We start from the raw sequence: 18,843 nt of genomic DNA, 5'->3' as shown, positions 1-18,843 counted from the left end.
GGTCTGTGCGGGATAAAAGATGTCATCAGCCTGGCTGTTTGGTCAGGCTGATTTGTTTTTGTCGTTCAACAAGCGGATCAGTGCCGAGGTGTCCTGCCGGTTGCCGCCCATGGCCTGCACACTGGCATAAAACTGGTCAACCAGCGCAGTGACCGGCAGACGTGCTCCGGTGCGCTTGGCCATCTCCATGGCCAGCCCCAGGTCTTTACGCATCCAGTCTACGGCAAAACCAAAATCAAAGCGGTTTTCCACCATGGACGGGCCACGGTTTTCCATCTGCCAACTGCTGGCGGCACCTTTGCCGATGACATCCAGCACCAGGGGCATGTCCAGCCCGGCTTTTTGGCCGAAGGCAATGGCTTCGGCCAGGGCCTGAACCATTCCGGCCAGACAGATCTGGTTGACCATTTTGGCCAACTGGCCGCTGCCGTGAGGGCCAATCAATGTGAATGCCCGTGCATAAGCCATGACGACCGGTTTGACGCGCTCAAAAACAGCGGACTCGCCCCCAGCCATGATGGTCAGAACACCGTTTTCTGCACCTGATTGCCCGCCTGAAACAGGCGCATCCATAAAATGCAATTGTTTTTGACTGGCCGCCTGAGCCAGTTCGCGGGCCACATCGGCCGATGCGGTGGTATGGTCGACATAGATGCTGCCGGGTTTCATGGCGGCAAAAGCGCCATGCTCGCCCAGTGTGACAGAGCGCAAATCGTCATCGTTGCCAACGCAACTGAAAACAAAGTCTGCACCGAGAGCCGCCTGTGCCGGCGTTGGCGCACTGCGCGCGCCGGGGTTCTGCTCTACCCAGGCCTGTGCTTTGCTGCCGGTCCGGTTATAAACGGTGACATGGTGGCCTGCGCGTTGCAGATGCGAGGCCATGGGGAACCCCATGACTCCCAGACCGATAAAGGCCACCGTGTGCTTTGTCTTGGAAGATGTTTCAGGCATGAAATGGCCCCTTGCGTATGCATTCATTTAACCCAGTGATCTCAGTTATAAATGCATACGCGGTATCGTATCAGGCGATTACGCTTTAATCCCCAGAGACAGTGGTGTTGCTGCAAGTTCTTGGCGCGCACGGTCACTGTTGAGCTTGATCTGCAAGCGCAGGTCGTTGACCGAGTCTGCGTTGCGCAAGGCATCTTCATAAGTGATTTCGTTGCCTTCATACAGGTCATACAGCGAGTGGTCAAATGTCTGCATGCCGGTGTCACGGCTACGCTTCATGACTTCCTTCATTTCGGCGACTTCACCCTTGGTGATCAGGTCGGCAATCAGCGGCGAGTTCAGCATGATTTCAATGGCAGCCACACGGCCCTTGCCAGTTTGCCTTGGAATCAGGCGCTGGGAAATCAGGCCGCGCAGGTTCAGCGAGAGGTCTGTCAGCAACTGGGGATGTGCCTCATCCGGGAAGAATTTGATGATGCGTTCAATGGCCTGGTTGGCGTTATTGGCGTGCAGGGTTGCCAGACACAGGTGGCCGGTTTCAGAGAAATTCAGCGCCAGCTCCATGGCATCGCGATTACGGATTTCACCCATCAGCACCACATCGGGGGCTTGCCGCAAGGCATTCATCAGTGCGGCATCCCATGACTCGGTGTCCAGCCCGATTTCGCGTTGCGTCACAATGCAGTTTTTGTGTTTGTGCACAAACTCGATCGGGTCTTCCACGGTAATGATATGCCCGCTGCTGTTTTCGTTGCGCCAGTCCAGCATGGCGGCCATGGAGGTCGATTTACCGGAACCGGTACCGCCCACCACAATGATCAGGCCGCGCTTGGACATGGACATTTCTTTGAGAATTTGCGGTAACTGAAGCTGGTCAATGGTGGGGACTTCGCTTGGAATCACACGAAAGACCATACCTACAGAGCCGCGCTGCAAAAATGCATTGACGCGAAAACGTCCGATATCCGGCGGAGAGATGGCAAAGTTACATTCCCTGGTGCGCTCAAATTCTGCGACCTGATGGTCGTTCATGATTGAACGCGCCAGCGCTGCGGTGTGCTGTGCAGTCAGTGCCTGCTCAGAAACTTTAAAAATCTTTCCATCCACTTTCAGTGCCGGCGGAAAGCTTTCGGTGATGAACAGATCCGACCCGTTACGTGCAATCAGCAGGTGCAACAAGTCAAAAATAAATTTGGAGGCTTGTGAACGTTCCATAATGCAATAAAACCCTTGTTGCAGTTAAACAGGGAAGTTGTCCGGATGCTGTGCTTTAGAGTGCGCGGTGGCTTTGCTGATGCTGCCCCGGCGAACCATTTCTGCCAGGTTCTGGTCCAGCGTCTGCATGCCAAAACCGGTGCTGGTCTGCATGGTGGAGTAAATCTGAGCCAGTTTGTTTTCACGGATCAGGTTACGTACCGCAGAGGTTCCAAGCAAAATTTCATGGGCGGCAACACGGCCGGCATTGTCTTTGGTTTTACACAATGTCTGCGAAATAATGCCCTGTACAGACTCTGAAAGCATGGTTCGCACCATGTCTTTTTCAGCCGCGGGGAACACGTCCACAATACGGTCGATGGTTTTTGGTGCGCTGGATGTGTGCAGCGTGCCAAACACCAAGTGCCCGGTTTCAGCAGCAGTCAGTGCCAGCCGGATGGTTTCCAAGTCACGCAACTCGCCTACCAGAATGCAGTCCGGATCTTCACGCAGCGCAGAGCGCAGCGCCATGCTGAAAGAATGGGTCTGTGGGCCGACTTCACGCTGGTTGATCAGGCATTTTTTGGATTCATGCACAAACTCGATCGGGTCTTCAATGGTCAGAATGTGGCCATACTCGTTTTCATTGTAGTGGTTGACCATCGCTGCCAGTGTGGTCGATTTGCCCGAACCGGTTGGGCCGGTTACCAGCACCAGGCCACGCGGTTTCAGACTCAGCGATTCAAAGATTTTGGGGCAGTTCAGCTCTTCCAACGTCATGATCTTGTTGGGAATGGTACGGAATGCTGCTGCTGCACCGCGGTTTTGGTTGTACGCATTGACACGAAAACGCGCCAAACCTGCAATCGAGAAGGAAAAGTCAATTTCCAGGTTTTCTTCATAGGTTTTGCGCTGCGAATCATTCATGATGTCATACACCATGTCGTGCACAGCCTGGTGTTCCATTACCGGGACGTTCAGGCGACGGATGTCCCCGTTCACGCGGATCATCGGCGGCAGGCCAGCGGAAAGGTGTAAGTCAGATGCTTTGTTTTTGACGGTAAACGCCAGTAATTGTGTAATATCCATACCAGAATGATTCCCTCATGAAGTACAGTGACTGTATGCTATCACTTATTTGATTTTCACGATTATGAGCGATATTCCCTTACAGTTACATCATATTCAACAACGAATTGCTCGGGCATGCGCTCAGGCCGACCGCTCTGCCGATCAGGTGCAGCTTCTTGCAGTGTCCAAAACATTTGGCACTGATGCGATCGCACAGGCCATTGCGGCAGGACAATTGGCATTTGGCGAGAACTATGTCACAGAAGCTGTGACCAAGATCCAACACTTTATGTCGCATGCGCCTTCTTTGCAGTGGCATATGATCGGACCTCTACAGTCTAACAAAACCCGGGCCGTTGCACAGCATTTTCAGTGGGTACATTCGGTGGACCGGATGAAAATTGCACGCAGATTGAGCGAACAGCGGCCGGATTCACTGGATGACCTGCAGGTATGCCTGGAGGTTAACGTCAGCGCAGAACAGAGCAAAAGCGGTGTGATGCCGGAGGAAGTCGCGGCCATGGCCGCAGAGATTGTGCGCCTGCCCAAGCTGAAACTGCGCGGGCTGATGTGCATTCCTGAGCCTAGCACAGACCCTGTTGCGCAGCGCCAGCCGTTTGCGCTGCTGCGTGAGCTGCTGCACGACCTGCAGCGGGCGGGCCATGCGGTGGATACGCTGTCCATGGGCATGAGCGATGACCTGGAGGCCGCCATTCAGGAAGGTGCAACCATTGTGCGGGTGGGGCGCGCTATTTTCGGGCAGAGGGATTACGGGCAAAAGGTTAAAATATGACAGGTGGGAAGTCCCCAGGCGCATCCCGATCATGGGTTTCAAAATTTCATCTGCTTGAAAACACTGCCACGGCAGGTGGTTTGCCAACAGTGCCGCAATAGTTGCAAATTAAAGACAGGTTCATCGTATTCATGGCAATTCCTCATGGTTTTATTCAGGATATTCTGGCCCGGGCCGACATTGTGGATGTCGTCGGGCGCTATGTCACCCTGAAAAAAACGGGGGCTAACTTTAAAGGGTGTTGCCCGTTTCATAACGAGAAAACCCCCAGCTTCATTGTCAGTCCGGTACGGCAGACCTACCACTGCTTTGGCTGCGGTGTGCATGGTGATGCGCTCCGGTTTCTGATGGAGCATAACGGACTGGGGTTTGTCGAAGCCGTCAAAGATCTGGCACAGCAACTGGGCCTCAAGGTTCCGGAAGAGGATGTGAGCCCCAGAGAAAAAGCATTGGCGGAGCAGCGTAAGGCCAAACAGACACAGCTCACGGATCTGCTCGCCCGGGCGGCACACTATTGGCAGGCCGCGTTAAAGAAAGACCGGCGGGCATCGGATTATGTCCAGCGCAGAGGGCTGAGTCAGGAAGTGGTCAGCCGCTTTGGCCTGGGTTATGCGCCGATGGGCTGGCAGGGGCTATCGGAAGTATTTTCGAATTACGATGACCCGGCACTGGTAGAGGGCGGCCTGGTGATTGTGCACGAAGCGGGCGGTGTGCCGGGGCAGGAAGAGGGGCGCCGTTATGACCGTTTCCGTGACCGGATCATGTTTCCTATTCGCAATGTGAAAGGCGAAGTGATCGGTTTTGGCGGGCGGGTGCTGGATAAAGGGGAGCCGAAATACCTGAACTCTCCTGAAACGCCGGTCTTTCTCAAGGGGCATGAGCTTTATGGCCTGTTTGAGGCGCGCAGCGATATCCGCCAGTATGGTTATCTGCTGGTCACCGAAGGGTATATGGATGTGGTGGCTTTGGCGCAGCATGGGTTTTCCAATGCGGTGGCAACGCTGGGCACGGCCTGTACGCCAGACCATCTGCAGAAAATATTCAAATTTACGGACAGTGTGGTATTCAGTTTTGATGGTGACGCTGCCGGCCGCAAGGCGGCTCGGCGCGCGCTGGAAGCCGCGCTGCTGCATGCCAAAGATACGCGCAGCATCAAATTCCTGTTTTTGCCGCAGGAGCATGACCCGGATTCGTTCATCCGGGAACACGGGCATGATGCATTTGCGCAATATGTGGCGCAGGCAATGCCTTTGTCAGGCTTTTTGCTTGAAACCATGCAGGAAGGATGTGATTTGACCACGCCGGAAGGCCGTGCCCGCATGCTGGCACAGGCGCTCCCGCTTTGGAGCCAGTTGCCCGCAGATGGCGCTTTGAAGTTGCAACTGCTGGCGCAAATTGCCCAGGTGGCCCAGATGAGTGTGGAAAATCTGCAGGGGCTATGGGCCAGGCAGGCGGAGGATGCGCCCAGGCCAGGGCCCGCCAATGGCATGCCGGATGATGCACGCTGGGGTGATTCGGCTCCCTATGCGGGGAACACATCGGCATTCCGTTCTGCAACAGGCCATGCGCCTGCAAAAACAAGGAAGCCATGGCGGCCGTACAAGGCAAACGAGTCAAGGCGAGAACCGGCCATGCCGCGGCTTGCACGCGCACCGCTGACACCGGTGGAGCATGGCATCCGTATTCTGCTGGTGCACAGCCAATGGTGGGAGCATGTTTCGACTGCGGATCAGGAGTCGCTGTGCAGTCAGCCTGGCTGGCACGGGGCTTTTTTCAGCTGGCTGGAGCGCATTGTGATGGACCGCGGCCCGGTGAGTTGGGCGGTGTTATCGGAGGCGGCCCGTACAGAGCCCTGGTATGACATGATGATGAGCCTGATGGATGGCGTTGTGGCAGGCATTGAAATGCAGCCCGAAGAGCTGCAACTGTGCCTGGCCAAAATGCGCAGCGCCAGTCAGCGTGAAGAAAGTGCGCGCATATTGCAGCAGTTCAAAACAGGCCGAAGGCCATAGCGGTTCATGTACAGGGCAAGGGGAGAGTAACCCCCTGGTCATTTTCTGCCAGCAGCTTTCCTGCTAGGTATTTATCGGCTTTTTATATTGACAACCCGGCATATAAAAAATGGATGTGTTTAAAAAGACGGTAGTCTTTGCCGGGCCGTCCTAGAGGGAAAACAGCAGGGGATCAGGCGCGGTGCTGTAAAACAGGCCGGGGCTGTCCGTTTTTGTCCATAGCCACATAAGTGATGGTTGCTTCGGTGACTTTAACCGGGGTGTCCATGAAATTTTCGTCATTCCATGCATAGGCGGTAACTTCAATGGTGATGGACGTATTGCCGATTTTGATGATTTCGGCATAAAAGCTCAACAGATCGCCAACACCAACCGGGTGTTTGAATACCAGTGAATTGACAGCCACGGTGACCATTTTGCGGTCATTGGCGGCGCGGCAGGCCAGCGCGGCACCGGCCAGGTCCATTTGGGCCATCAACCAGCCACCGAAAATGTCGCCGTTGGAATTGCAGTCAGCCGGCATGGGAACCACGCGCAGCACCAGTTCTTTGTAACCGGGAATGGCTTTCAGGGGGGCGGGGAATTGTGTATCAGTGTTCATGAACAGGTTTACCTTATTGATTGTCTCGCTGTCTGCTGATAAATTTTTATAGGCCAGCCGGGTATAAAACGGCGCGGCGCAAGCAGGCATGTGTGTCAAAAAACTTTTTTATTATGCCACTAATGGCTATTGTGTTTGCGCGCGGATGGCAAAGGGAAACTCACTGTGACATGCAGCCCCGAGCGATCGCTGCGGTTCTCAATGGTGAGTGTTCCCTGGTGTACCTGCACAATTCGTGTGACAATGTTGAGCCCCAGTCCATGCCCTTGGGATGTTTTATCAAGCCGGGTAAAGCGCTGGGTTAATACGGAAACTTTATCCTGCGGAACGCCCGGTCCTTCATCAAGGACTTCCAGTGCCACTGTGCTTGGGGTTTGTGTGACTCTGACAATGGCGCATTGCCCGTCCGGGGCATAACGGCGGGCGTTTTCTAGCAGGTTGCGCAGCAGGGTATAAATCAGCCCGGAATCTCCGGTGATATACGCATGCGTCGGAATTTGCCATTCAATGGGGTAGGGCGATGTCGGGTCTTCCTCCCATTCCATCCGGGTGGGTGCGATGACATCGTCCACCAGATCAATGCGCACACCGTTGCCTTCCAGCAGTTTCTGGCCGGCACGGGCCAGGTGCAGTAACTGCTCTATGGAAATCATCATCTGGTCAATGCGGGCAATCAGCAGATCAGCCTGGGAAACATGCTGTTGTGATAAAAGCTCCAGATTCAGCCGCAGCCCTGCAAGAGGTGTTCTCAACTCGTGTGCCACATCGGCGGTAAAACGACGTTCATTTTCGAACCCGCTTTCAAGTCGCTCCAGCAGGTGGTTGATGGCCTGAACAAAGGCATTGATTTCTGAAGAGGCGTGCACAATGGCAAGCGGCTCCAGGTTATAGGGGTTTTTGTCCTCAATCTGCTCGCGGAGTTGTTGCAACGGGCGGGTCAGCCGTGAGACGGCAATGAAAATAAGGACCAGGGCGACTAAGATGGTGACAATGGCAGGCAGAAACAGCGCGGCAATGGTTTCCTTGATTTCGTGCTGAATATCGGCGTCAATTTCCTGGATACTTTCAGCGTCTGTTTCCAGTGCATGCTGTACCAGCAGTTCGATCTGTTCGCGGCTTTCATACCAGACCCAGCTGATGCTGATGGCCTGCGTGGTCAACAGTATCAGGCCGATAGCCAGCAGGAGTTTGCCACGCAATGATTTCAAAGGGTGTCCTCCAGGCGGTATCCGACGCCTCTCACGGTGGTGATGGTGTCCTTCCCGAGCTTTTGGCGTAAATGGTGAATGTAGACTTCCAGCGTGTTGGAGCCCAGGTTATCATGCCATGAGTAGATGTCCTGCTGAAGTATTTCACGTGCAACAGCCTGCCCTTTTTTCAGCATCAGGCGGGACAAAATGGCAAATTCGCGTGCCGTGAGATCCAGCCGGTTGCCGTGTAAGGTCACCTGCCGGTTGGCCAGATCCAGCGCGATGTTGCCAACGGTGATGAGATTGTCGCTTTGGTTTTGGTGCCGTCTGATAATCGCTCGCAGACGGGCGAAAAGTTCCACCAGTTCAAAAGGCTTGATCAGATAGTCGTCTGCGCCGGCATCGAGTCCCTGCACACGGTCTTCCAGTGCATCACGCGCGGTGATGATCATGACCGGGGTTTCTATTTTCTGGTTGCGCCATTGCCTAAGCAGCGACAATCCATCGGTATCAGGCAGGCCCAGGTCCAGCAGAATGGCGCTGTATTGCTGAGACAGAATGTGCCGGTTGGCCTGGCTTGCATTGCTGGTTGCATCGCAGGCATAGTGTTGTTGCGCCAGCGCTTCTGTTAACCCGCTACGCAGCAGGGAGTCATCTTCGACAATGAGTACTTTCATGGTGTCTGAGGCATGGACCGCGGACGTTAAGGGACATACTTGCTGTTCCATGCTGATTATCTCCGACATTCTGAAAAGAGATCAAGTTCGGGTTTGTATTCCACTGTAGAGACATGCATGGCGCCGAGCATGGTATGAAACAGGTTGTCATGCGAGTATTCTTTATCGCGTGCATTTTGCTGCATGCACGCTAAATCAATGCGGCGCTTTTGCATGAATTCGTCAGATGACCAGAAGATCATCGGCACATGGGTCTGCTCACTGGGGGCAATCATGTAGGGTGCAGAATGCAGATACATGCCGCTTTCACCCAGCGATTCGCCATGGTCGGAAACATAGAGCATGCCGGTTTCGTAGCGGTCTTCATAACCTTTGAGCAGTTCAATGGTCTGATTCAGCATGTAATCGGTATACACAATGGTGTTGTCGTATGTATTGACCAGCGATTCTTTAGAGCAGCCCTGAATCTGGTTGGTATCACACGGGGGGGTAAACTGTCCGGGCATGGCTGGTGGATAACGGCGGTAATAGCTGGGGCCGTGGCTGCCGATGGTGTGCAGCACAATGAAAATGTCACCGTTTTTCTGGTCGGCAATGTATTGGCTGACGTTGTCGAGCAGGTGCTCGTCATAACAAAGGCCTTCCGGACAATCTTCGGACGGGGTAAATGCAGCAATCGGAACTGAGAGGGGCAGGCGGTTGCATACGTCCTGGCAGCCGGTGTTGTTTTCGTTCCATAAGACGGAGACGCCTGCTCTGGACAATATGTCGACAAGATTTTCCTGCCGGTCGGCAAGGTCCGACGAGTAATTGACGCGTGCCATGTTGGAAAACATGCAGGGAACCGATGTGGCCGTCGCAGTGCCGCAGGATGAGGTGTGCTGGAAAGCAAGCAGGTTATTCTGCTGTGCCAGCAAGGGGTTGGTATTGCGTTCATAACCAAACAAGGAGAAGTTTGCAGCCCTTGCGGTTTCTCCGACCACCAGGACAAACAGTGTTGGTTTATGTGCGCCTTCATCAGGGAAAACCTGTTTGGCATCCAGTCCAATCTGCAGCAAGGGCTGATTGGCCCGGATTGTTTGTTTGGCGAAGGCGTAAGAGCCATGAATGAAGTTGGTTGGTGCGATCAGTTTGACAATGTCTTTGTTGTTACGGAAAAAAGAGGCATAGTCCTTGTACATGGGCACAGCGGTAATGCCAATAAGAGCAACGGCTGCGGCCATGCCAAATATCCTGATTGCAATGCCACGCAGTGCAGAGCGGGCCGGGGTGATGCGTACTTTCCAGACAAGAATGGCAGGGAGTATGCCCAGCAGGGTGAACCACAGCAGGAATTGCGGGGTGATCAGTGCCAGCGTTTCATGTGCATTGGTCCGTGAAACATTGCGTATCATTTCCCGGTCAATGTAAATGCCGTAGCTGATGGAAAAGTAATTCGCCCCTGCGCTGATCAGCAGCAAAACGATGAGCAGCGGTTTTGTCAGCGGGCGCCATAACAGCACCGAAAAGAAAAGAATAAAAAAGCAGACAAAAAAGGTGAGCAGCGATGCCAGAAAAAGTATGTTTTGCATTGAATCCAATGCAGTGAGCTCCAGTGCCTTTTTCCAGAATGCAATATTTTCAAATGAAGCAAAGAAAAGGGCGGCGATGATGATCAGCGTACTTTCTTTGACAGCAAACTTGTGTGAGGTGTCTTTTGTGTTGCCCATGAGGTTTTCTAATGAGAAATCTAGTAATAAGGCAGCAGTCTAGAGAGCCAACATTAATAAAACCTTAAGCGTGTTTTTATCATGGGGTTACAGGAGAATGGCAAAGACGGAACGGGAGAAAGGGCCCGCTGGTCATGGCTGTGTTGAAGCGGTTTTTATATCCGTGTGCAGGTGACGCGATAAAGAAAAGGGCCTGATTGAAGGCCCTTGATTTTTGGAAAGCGGATCACAGTGGTTTAAATTCTGGCGGTCGGTATGGCCGGATGGGTAACCGGAGGCGGTGCATTTGCGCTGTTGGGTGGCGTAAATATCCAGCGGTCCCAGCAAAGGCTGGCTATCCATACCATCACAACCGCCAGTGCGCATGACATGATCAAATCTGAAGGCCAGTGCATGCCTAAAATCAGGCGGCTGGCTTCCACGCCCATGGCCCACAGCAGCGTCAGTGTAATGGGCAGATAGGCCTTTTTGCGCCATAACAGGAGCAACATGGTCAATGCCCACTGTGCGGCAAACAGGGTATGCCCTGAGGGGAACGAATAGCCGGTATTGCTTGCCCAGTATTCCTGCTGCCATTCGGACACCTGCTCGTCCGGGATGTCCTGCTGTGAGACAAATGCGCTTTTATGGGGCAGGTCATAAAAGTGGTCAGCCTCTTGGATATAACCGTTTTTTTCCAGCCAGACAACATAGGGTCTGGGGGCATCTGTCACTTCTTTGGCAATGGACTTGATGGCCAGGCCGGCCAATGTTGTGACCAGAAGAATGATAAATAAAAGCAGGCTTTTTTTGAGCGGCAGCTTCAGGTACCATAACAGAACGGCGCAAAAAAGAATGGCAATGACGCCATTTGCGCTTTGGCTGAACAAGGCAAACGGGTACAGGTAGGTCGCAGGTATTTTGGCCGGGTCCCATTGCCAGCCAAAGAGCAGCACCGCACAGGGGACACTCAATAAAATGAGCATCCCGATGATCAACAAAGTCAGCGATGCTTTATTGATGCATGATCTGCGGTGACAAGAGACAGCATTTTCCATGTTTGATAAGATCTCAATTGATTGCTATATTCATACATATAGCTTACTGAGACATTATTAAAAAAACATTAACAAGAAAAACAATTGAACTCACAGAATAGAAGATTTTCATTCATAACGCCTGATGCTGGCAGATACGCTGAACTGACAGATATCTGGGAGGCGTCAGTGCGGGCAACCCATCATTTTTTATCTGAAAAAGATATTCAATTGCTCAAACCTCAAATTGCGACCAATTATTTACCGGCAATGTCGCATGTCACAGGTCTTGTCGGCATACGGGAGCGCATCGTAGGGTTTCTTGGTGCCCGTGGCCAGCATGTTGAAATGCTTTTTGTCGAGCCTTGCTGCCATGGCTGCGGAGCCGGGAAGGCGTTGCTGCGTTATGCCATCGAGCACTGGCATGTGAACTCACTGGATGTCAATGAGCAAAACCCGCAGGCCGTGGGGTTTTATCAGCATATGGGGTTTGAGGTGGTTGGCCGCTCGGCATATGATCAGCAGGGCAATCCGTTTCCTTTGCTGCATATGCGTTATGCTAGGGATGGCTGATAATTAAAATCAGGATGAATATGAAATACGACATTATTGGAGACATACACGGACAGGCGGGGCGGTTGTTTGCCTTGCTGTCACACATGGGATACGAGCGGGTCAATGACGTCTGGGGGCATGAGGAGCGCAAAGTCATCTTTTTAGGCGACTTTGTCGACCGTGGCCCCAAACAACTGGCTGTGCTGGAAACGGTGAAAGCCATGGTGGATGCCGGCAGTGCGCTGGCGGTGATGGGAAATCACGAGGTGAATGCCATCGGGTGGCATACGCCCACCTCTGATGCATCAGAAACCTACTTGCGCTCTCATGACGAGAAGAACCGCAGGCAGCATACAGCTTTTCTGGATGCGGTCAAGGAGTTTTCCCCGCTGCATGCCAAGTGGGTGAGTTGGTTCAAAACGCTGCCGATGTGGCTGGATTTGGGCAATATCCGTGTCATACATGCGTGCTGGGACCAGCAGGCGATGGCGACACTCAAGCCTTATCTGACAGAAAGCAACACGGTCAAAGAGGATGCCTGGCCGGTTTTGTTCAAAGAGGGTTCACCCGAATTTCTGGCGACCGAATTGTTGCTCAAAGGCCAGGAAGTTGCGCTGCCTGATGGCGTGTTTTTTTATGATAAAGACTATGTCATGCGGCGTAAAACGCGTGTGAAATGGTGGCTGCAGGGCGGAGCAACCTGGCGTGACCTGGTGATTGGTGATGATATTGCCGCGCAGTTGCCGGCGGTTGACAGCCATTTTGTCGGGCAGGGTTATCAGGATAAGGTGCCGGTGTTCATCGGCCACTACTGGCTCACGGGCAAACCTGAGTGCCTGTCGCCTTATATTGCCTGTGTGGATTATTCTGCAGCTTCACCGGCTGGCAAGCTGGTGGCGTATCGCTGGCAGGGAGAGGCAGAACTGACGGATACGCATTTTGCCTATGTGGATTGAAGGCACTGTATCTGTATCGCCGGTTAAGCAAACGCCCAAAAGAATAAAGGCGGGTTATTCCCGCCTTTATCTGGTGTATCGAGCAGTGCCCGTAACTGTCGCTTAGCCTGCTGCCGTTTGGCTTTAGTGCTTTTTTCATGTGTTCCGGCCTTCTTCTGGGCTGCCGCAGCCGCATAAGGGTTGCGTGGAACAAGTGTCTTGTGCCTGGTTTTCATGGTGTTTCCTTTAGGTTCATGCCGCAGCAGGTATTTTTTGCCGCGGGAAGTAGATTATAAAAGTGGCGGGCGGCTAAGACAATGCCGTATGTTGCAGTAAAGGATCACAGCGGTGTGTTTTCCAGCGTGGAAGATGCTTGCATGTGCAAGAGGATATGGGCAAAGTCCTGTGGGCTGATTCTGACCAACCCAAAGCGCAATGAATAACCCCAGTTGGTTTTTCCGACTGTGAGTTCCAGTTGGGTGCGTAACGGTGCGATCGGCGCAGGAGTTGTCACATACCAGCGCACATCATGCCGCCATGGGAAGAAGTGTTCTCCCATCTGGGCCTGATAAGGTGTTTTCGATGTAACGACCCCGGCGGCTGTGAATGCCCGCAGCGTGTTTTTTTGTCCGAAGGTGGCGGTGGGCGAGTAGTAAACCACACCGTCGCCCGCATGGATGCGACGCAGTGGCGCAGGTTTGCCATGACACACCTGCATAAAGCCCTGCTCGCGCCCCAGCGCGACATGGTTAGCCGAGGCAACTGCCAGCCAGTAATGGCAGGCAGGGCCGGTGTCAGGCGGTTGTGTCATGGCTTCAGGCATATGCCAGTTGATATATATGCAAGGCGTTGGCTCAGTTTTCATCTGCGGCATGGAATATGCGCAGGCGGTGTCCGTCGGGGTCTTGTGCGACAAAGTTATAGCCAAACTCCATACGGGTTGGCGGCTGGAGGAATTGCAGTCCTTCTATGCCTGCATTTTTCCAGTTCTGGTAAGTCGTGTCGACCAGAGTATCGCTTGCCACCGGCAGTGCCAGTTCCATGGCGCCTGCTGTGGCGCTGGTGGCGGGCTGCATGGTATGTTGCGACCACAGGCCCAGCAGCATGTTGTCATTGATTTTGAACATCACAAAAGTGGGAGATGCCTCTAGTGGTTCCCGATCGAATATCTGGTGGTAAAAGCGGGCGCTGGTTTGCGGGTTGTTGACGTATAAAATGGTCAGTGCCGTGGTGGGGGACATGCAAAATGCTCCTGTTTGTTTGAACAGGTTGTATCTTAGGTGGCGGGTGTGTCAGTTTCTGGCAGTAGCGGCTGCAATGTGTGCAAGCAGTTGCAGAAATGCGTTTACCGGCGAGAAGCATGCAAATGGCTTGCAAGTATCGGAAAGCCGTTTGCGCGAGAGGGGATGGCGCGTGGTTAAAATAGGCGTTTTCTGACGGCTGTGACAAACAAGGAGAACGCCATGCAGGCATTGATTTTGGTGGATATTCAGAATGATTATTTTCCAGGCGGACGTTTGCCTTTGGTGGGAAGCGAGGCGGCGGCGCTCAAGGCCAGCAAGCTGCTAAACCATTTTCGGGCACAGAAAAAACCGGTTGTTCATATTCAGCACATTGCGACCAGGCCGGATGCCACATTCTTTTTGCCTGGAACGCCAGGCGTTGAAATACATGAAAGTGTCAGGCCGCAATCTGGAGAGCTGGTGTTGCAGAAAAATTACCCGAACAGTTTTCGGGATACATTGTTACAGAAGGAGCTGGACCGCCTTGCTGTGAAAGAGGTGCTGATTGTGGGCATGATGACCCATATGTGCATTGACAGTACGGTCCGGGCGGCATTTGATCTGGGTTACGCCTGTACGGTCGCGCATGATGCCTGCGCAACACGAGATCTGGCTTTTAATGGGCAGGAGATTCCTGCGGCGCAAGTGCACCATTGCTTTTTGGCAGCGTTGCATGGGCTGTTTGCCCAAGTGAAAGCAGCGGACGATCTGTTGTGTTGAATTCGGGCGGTGGTGTTTTGCGCAGAGGCATCACCCTGGTATGTTCTGGCTTGTTTTCCACGTATTGAGTAAAGTGTGCCGGCGCTCGGGGTAGTGGGTTTGCGTGGGGATGATTTTCTCGATACGGTCGGTACGGAAATGCCGGAACCCTTGGCGCAGTTCGCACCAGGCAATCAGAATGCGCACCTGTTCAAAGTGCCCTAATGCAATGGGCCAGACCAGCCGTTCTGTGAGGCGGCCGTTCAAGTCGCGGTAGTGTATATGCAGTTTGGTCTCGTCATGAATGGCCTGGCGCAGCATGCCCGGATCTATGTTTTCGACAGGTCCGTCGACGGGCCCCACCAGCAATGGCATGGTGTCAAGTTCCACACGCAGGTCTGGGGGGAGCACGGCCGCTATTTTGGTCAGTGCCTCGGTGGCAGCCTGTGCCAGATCAGGGTCTGAGCGCTTGGCTACCCAGCGCGAGCCCAGTACCAACGCGGCGATTTCCTGGCGGGTAAACATCAGCGGCGGCAGGGTAAAACCTGGCCGCAGTGTGTATCCGAGTCCGGGGGCGCCTTGTATGTCGGCCCCTTGCGCGTGCAGCGTGGCAATATCGCGGTACAGCGTGCGAATGCTGATTCCCAGTTCATCAGCCAGTTGCTGCCCCTGGACAGGGTGCCGGTGTCGGCGCAGGATCTGTAGTAAAGAGAGCAGGCGTTGAGTGCGTGACATGGTATTGATGTGATGAGCGGGGCTATTCCAGCGTCATATGGAGTAGGTATCTGTCCTAATAGACATCATGTGCAGCTTTTATACCATTGAAGGCATGTAGTCTGGCTAACAAAATAAATTAATAAATGAGAATCATTTCTTATGATCGAGTTAAGGTATCTAATATCTTATATCAGTTATATTGATTAAATATGCAATTAAAAGTCTTTTGCATGTCTGCTGAAGGTAAAGCGTTAAGGCATGCCAGAAGATATTAAAAAGTTAAAAGAAGTTTTAGTCCCCTGGTTTCAAGAGATCTCAAAATAAAAGAAGGAATTCCCGCATGGTGGGCATTTCTGTCATTTCACGATGAAAAAGGCTAATTAATATGTTGCAACTATCCAGACGGCAATTTTTTCGCGCAACTGGCAGTGCTGTAGCTGGCTCCAGTCTCGTTGCATTGGGCTTTTCACCGACAGCCGCAATGGCTGAAGTCAGGCAATACAAGCTGACGCATGCGGTGGTCACGCGCAATAACTGCCCATACTGCTCTGTGGGCTGCGGGCTGCTGATGTACAGCCTGGGTGATGGCGCAATGAATGCGGAAAAGAGTATTTTCCACATTGAGGGCGACCCGGATCATCCGGTCAGCCGCGGCTCACTGTGCCCCAAGGGGGCCGGGCTGGTGGATTTCATCCACAGCGATCAGCGTTTGAAGTACCCGGAAGTGCGCGAGCCGGGCACCAACGAGTGGAAGCGGATTTCCTGGCATGAAGCGCTTGAGCGTATTGCCAAGCTGATGAAAGAGGACCGCGACGCCAATTTTGAACGCGTCAATGCTGATGGCGTGACGGTGAACCGCTGGCTGTCGCTGGGGTTTCTGGCCGCTTCGGCCACCAGTAACGAGGGCGGCATCATTACCCAGAAAGTGGCGCGTGCGCTGGGTATTCTGGCGCTGGATGCGCAGGCGCGTGTTTGTCATGCGCCGTCGGTGGCAGCACTGGCGGCTTCGTTTGGTCGTGGCGCCATGACCAATACCTGGGTGGATATCAAAAACGCTGATTTTGTATTTGTGATGGGCGGCAATCCGGCCGAAGCGCACCCGGTAGGCTTCAAGTGGGCGATCGAGGCGAAAAAGCGCGGTGCCCGCATGGTGGTGGTGGACCCGCGTTTGAACCGTACTGCGGCGGTGGCGGATAAATATATCCCCATCCGCGTGGGGTCTGATATTGCATTTTTGGGCGGCGTGATCAACTGGCTTCTGAAAAATGACAAAGTGCAGTGGGAGTATGTGAAAGCGTACACCAATGCCAGCTTCATTGTGCGTGAAGATTACGATTTTGATGAAGGCATTTTTTCCGGCTACAACGAACAGACCGGCGTTTATGACCGTACCTCATGGGAATATGAGCGCGATGAGAGCGGATATGCCAAGGTGGATATGACGTTGCAGCATCCACGTTGTGTGTTCCAGATGCTTAAAAAACATTATGAGCGCTATACGCCTGAAATGGTCAGCCGCGTTACCGGCGTGGCGCCGCAGGACATGGAGTCGGTGGCGCAGATGCTGGGCGAAACCTGCGTGCCTGATAAAGCAGCTACCCTGTTGTATGCACTGGGTTGGGCCCAGCATACGGTAGGCACACAGAATATCCGCACCATGGCCGTGATTCAGTTGTTGCTTGGCAATATCGGCATGGTGGGCGGTGGCATCAATGCATTGCGCGGTCACTCCAACATTCAGGGGCTGTCTGACCTGGGGCTGCTTTCGCAAAGCCTGCCGGGTTATATCAACCTGCCGAGCGAGAAACAGGCAGACTATGCAACCTATATTGACCAGATTACACCGAAAGCAGCGCGTCCGGGGCAGTTGAATTACTGGGGCAATACGCCGAAGTTTTTTGTCAGCCTGATGAAATGGTTTTATGGTGACAAGGCCACCGCTGAAAACAACTGGGCGTTTGACTGGCTGCCCAAATGGGACCGCATGTACGACGTGCTGCAAATGGGCGAATTGATGCGTGAAGGCAAGATGAGCGGCTTCATCTGCCAGGGCTTTAACGCATTGGCCGCGTTTCCGGATGTGAACAGAACCAGAGAGGCGCTTGCCAAACTGAAATACATGGTGGTGATTGACCCGCTGCAAACGGAGACATCTGAGTTCTGGAAGAATTTTGGCGACCACAACAAAGTGGATCCGGCAACGATTCAAACGGAAGTGTTCCGTTTGCCCAGCACCTGTTTTGCCGAAGAGGATGGCGCCATTGTCAACAGCTCACGCTGGCTGCAATGGCACTGGGCTGGCGCCAAGCCGCCGGGCGAGGCCAAGTCGGACCAGGAGATCATGGCCGAGTTGTTTATGACTTTGCGTGACCTGTATGCCAAAGAGGGCGGTACATTTGCCGACCCGATTCTGAACCTGGACTGGGCTTATGCCGATCCTTATGCGCCAACCTCTGAAGAACTGGCCAAAGAATACAACGGCCGGGCACTGGCGGATGTGAGCGACCTGAAAGATGCCAGCAAAGTGATTCGCAAAAAAGGCGAACAGTTATCCGGCTTTGCCGAGCTGCGCGATGATGGCTCGACCGCATGCGCCTGCTGGATTTTTTCTGGCAGCTTTACCCAGGCCGGTAACCAGATGGCGCGCCGCGATAATACCGACTCCGGTTTTGGCAATACACCGGGCTGGGCCTGGGCCTGGCCGGCCAACCGGCGTATTCTGTATAACCGCGCCAGCGCGGACCCGATGGGCAACCCCTGGGACCCGATGCGTGCTTTGCTGCATTGGGACGGCGCTAAATGGACAGGTGCCGATGTGCCGGACTATGCCATTGACGCGCCACCGGGCGGCGGTATGAATCCGTTCATCATGAATTATGAAGGCGTGGGGCGTCTGTTCTGTGCCCGCATGTGTACCGATGGCCCGTTCCCCGAGCATTATGAGCCGATGGAGTCACCGCTTAAAGCGAATCCGCTGGGGCCCAAGGCGTTGAACAGTCCGGCTGTGCGCATGTTTAAACATGACCGTGAGCGGCTGGGCGACAGCGAGCAGTTCCCGCATGTGGCGACGACCTATCGCCTGACGGAGCACTTCATGTACTGGACCAAACATGCCAAGCTTAATGCGATTACCCAGCCTGAGCAGTTCATTGAAATGCCTGAAGTGCTGGCCAAGGAGAAAGGCATTCAGCATGGCGATACGGTCAAGGTGAGCAGCAACCGCGGGTATATCGAGGCCAAGGCCGTGGTGACCAAACGCATCAAGCCGCTGACGATTGACGGTAAGGTGGTATATCAGATTGGCATCCCTATACATTGGGGATTTATCGGGGATACCAAAGCAGGATATTTGGCCAACAGCCTGTCACCGTTTGTGGGTGACTGTAATACCCAGACGCCCGAGTACAAGGCGTTCCTGGTGAACGTGGAAAAGGCGTAAG

General features: G+C 53.6%; 18 protein-coding genes. 6 read left to right on the top strand and 12 right to left on the bottom strand.

All coding sequences use genetic code 11. The features are described 5' to 3' along the window. Positions 1–42 precede the first annotated feature (42 nt). From AACY98_RS06490 to AACY98_RS06480, 3 genes are all read right to left on the bottom strand, one after another. Positions 43–951: an NAD(P)-dependent oxidoreductase gene (locus AACY98_RS06490; RefSeq protein WP_339803058.1), complete on the bottom strand. Its 909-nt coding sequence runs from the start codon at positions 949–951 to the stop codon at positions 43–45. A 78-nt stretch (positions 952–1,029) separates the two neighbouring features. Continuing rightward, a complete protein-coding gene (locus AACY98_RS06485; RefSeq protein ID WP_126981105.1) occupies positions 1,030–2,166 on the bottom strand; it encodes a PilT/PilU family type 4a pilus ATPase in 1,137 nt (378 codons plus the stop codon). A 24-nt stretch (positions 2,167–2,190) separates the two neighbouring features. Beyond that, positions 2,191–3,234: a type IV pilus twitching motility protein PilT gene (locus tag AACY98_RS06480; RefSeq protein WP_126981104.1), complete on the bottom strand. Its 1,044-nt coding sequence runs from the start codon at positions 3,232–3,234 to the stop codon at positions 2,191–2,193. A gap of 64 nt (positions 3,235–3,298) precedes the next feature. Here AACY98_RS06480 and AACY98_RS06475 point away from each other — a divergent pair, with 64 nt between their 5' ends. Then, entirely contained in the window at positions 3,299–4,009 is a 711-nt protein-coding gene (locus AACY98_RS06475) for a YggS family pyridoxal phosphate-dependent enzyme (protein WP_339803053.1), read from the top strand. Between the two features lie 131 nt (positions 4,010–4,140). Next, positions 4,141–6,021: a DNA primase gene (gene dnaG / locus AACY98_RS06470; RefSeq protein WP_339803050.1), complete on the top strand. Its 1,881-nt coding sequence runs from the start codon at positions 4,141–4,143 to the stop codon at positions 6,019–6,021. Between the two features lie 172 nt (positions 6,022–6,193). Here the strand turns inward: dnaG and AACY98_RS06465 are convergent, their stop codons facing one another. From AACY98_RS06465 to AACY98_RS06445, 5 genes are all read right to left on the bottom strand, one after another. Further along, positions 6,194–6,622 (bottom strand): acyl-CoA thioesterase, encoded by a 429-nt coding sequence (locus tag AACY98_RS06465; RefSeq protein ID WP_339803047.1) that lies wholly within the window; start codon positions 6,620–6,622, stop codon positions 6,194–6,196. Between the two features lie 119 nt (positions 6,623–6,741). After that, a complete protein-coding gene (pmrB, locus tag AACY98_RS06460) occupies positions 6,742–7,830 on the bottom strand; it encodes a two-component system sensor histidine kinase PmrB (RefSeq protein ID WP_339803044.1) in 1,089 nt (362 codons plus the stop codon). Next, positions 7,827–8,489: a two-component system response regulator PmrA gene (pmrA, locus tag AACY98_RS06455; protein WP_339803041.1), complete on the bottom strand. Its 663-nt coding sequence runs from the start codon at positions 8,487–8,489 to the stop codon at positions 7,827–7,829. Before pmrA ends, pmrB begins: the two co-directional genes overlap by 4 nt. A gap of 56 nt (positions 8,490–8,545) precedes the next feature. Beyond that, positions 8,546–10,198, bottom strand: coding sequence for a phosphoethanolamine transferase EptA (gene eptA, locus AACY98_RS06450; RefSeq protein WP_339803038.1), 1,653 nt, complete (start codon positions 10,196–10,198; stop codon positions 8,546–8,548). Positions 10,199–10,434: 236 nt separating this feature from the next. Next, a complete protein-coding gene (locus AACY98_RS06445) occupies positions 10,435–11,163 on the bottom strand; it encodes a phosphatase PAP2 family protein (protein WP_339803036.1) in 729 nt (242 codons plus the stop codon). A 282-nt stretch (positions 11,164–11,445) separates the two neighbouring features. Between AACY98_RS06445 and AACY98_RS06440 the strand changes: the two genes are divergently transcribed. Both AACY98_RS06440 and AACY98_RS06435 read left to right on the top strand, forming a co-directional pair. Then, a complete protein-coding gene (locus tag AACY98_RS06440) occupies positions 11,446–11,787 on the top strand; it encodes a GNAT family N-acetyltransferase (protein ID WP_339803033.1) in 342 nt (113 codons plus the stop codon). A gap of 20 nt (positions 11,788–11,807) precedes the next feature. Beyond that, a complete protein-coding gene (locus tag AACY98_RS06435) occupies positions 11,808–12,725 on the top strand; it encodes a metallophosphoesterase (protein ID WP_339803032.1) in 918 nt (305 codons plus the stop codon). 23 nt (positions 12,726–12,748) lie between these two features. Here AACY98_RS06435 and AACY98_RS06430 read toward each other — a convergent pair whose 3' ends face one another. From AACY98_RS06430 to AACY98_RS06420, 3 genes are all read right to left on the bottom strand, one after another. Further along, positions 12,749–12,940 (bottom strand): hypothetical protein, encoded by a 192-nt coding sequence (locus AACY98_RS06430; RefSeq protein WP_126981095.1) that lies wholly within the window; start codon positions 12,938–12,940, stop codon positions 12,749–12,751. 104 nt (positions 12,941–13,044) lie between these two features. Further along, a complete protein-coding gene (locus AACY98_RS06425) occupies positions 13,045–13,515 on the bottom strand; it encodes an EVE domain-containing protein (RefSeq protein ID WP_339803028.1) in 471 nt (156 codons plus the stop codon). Between the two features lie 43 nt (positions 13,516–13,558). After that, positions 13,559–13,945, bottom strand: coding sequence for a VOC family protein (locus tag AACY98_RS06420; RefSeq protein WP_339803025.1), 387 nt, complete (start codon positions 13,943–13,945; stop codon positions 13,559–13,561). A 222-nt stretch (positions 13,946–14,167) separates the two neighbouring features. Between AACY98_RS06420 and AACY98_RS06415 the strand changes: the two genes are divergently transcribed. Further along, the gene (locus AACY98_RS06415; RefSeq protein WP_339803022.1) at positions 14,168–14,707 is read left to right on the top strand and encodes a cysteine hydrolase family protein; all 540 of its coding nucleotides are present in this window, start codon (positions 14,168–14,170) and stop codon (positions 14,705–14,707) included. 30 nt (positions 14,708–14,737) lie between these two features. On the opposite strand, the gene AACY98_RS06410 is transcribed toward AACY98_RS06415, so the two are convergent. After that, positions 14,738–15,421 (bottom strand): helix-turn-helix transcriptional regulator, encoded by a 684-nt coding sequence (locus AACY98_RS06410; RefSeq protein ID WP_339803019.1) that lies wholly within the window; start codon positions 15,419–15,421, stop codon positions 14,738–14,740. A gap of 367 nt (positions 15,422–15,788) precedes the next feature. Here AACY98_RS06410 and fdnG point away from each other — a divergent pair, with 367 nt between their 5' ends. Continuing rightward, positions 15,789–18,842 (top strand): formate dehydrogenase-N subunit alpha, encoded by a 3,054-nt coding sequence (gene fdnG, locus AACY98_RS06405; RefSeq protein WP_339803017.1) that lies wholly within the window; start codon positions 15,789–15,791, stop codon positions 18,840–18,842. Position 18,843: the final 1 nt, after the last annotated feature.

The sequence above is a fragment of the Saezia sanguinis genome (assembly GCF_963921665.1).
GTDB classification, from domain to species: domain Bacteria; phylum Pseudomonadota; class Gammaproteobacteria; order Burkholderiales; family Burkholderiaceae_C; genus Saezia; species Saezia sanguinis.
Note: the sequence above shows the minus strand (reverse complement) of the source record. Positions and strands in the feature narration are given on the sequence as shown.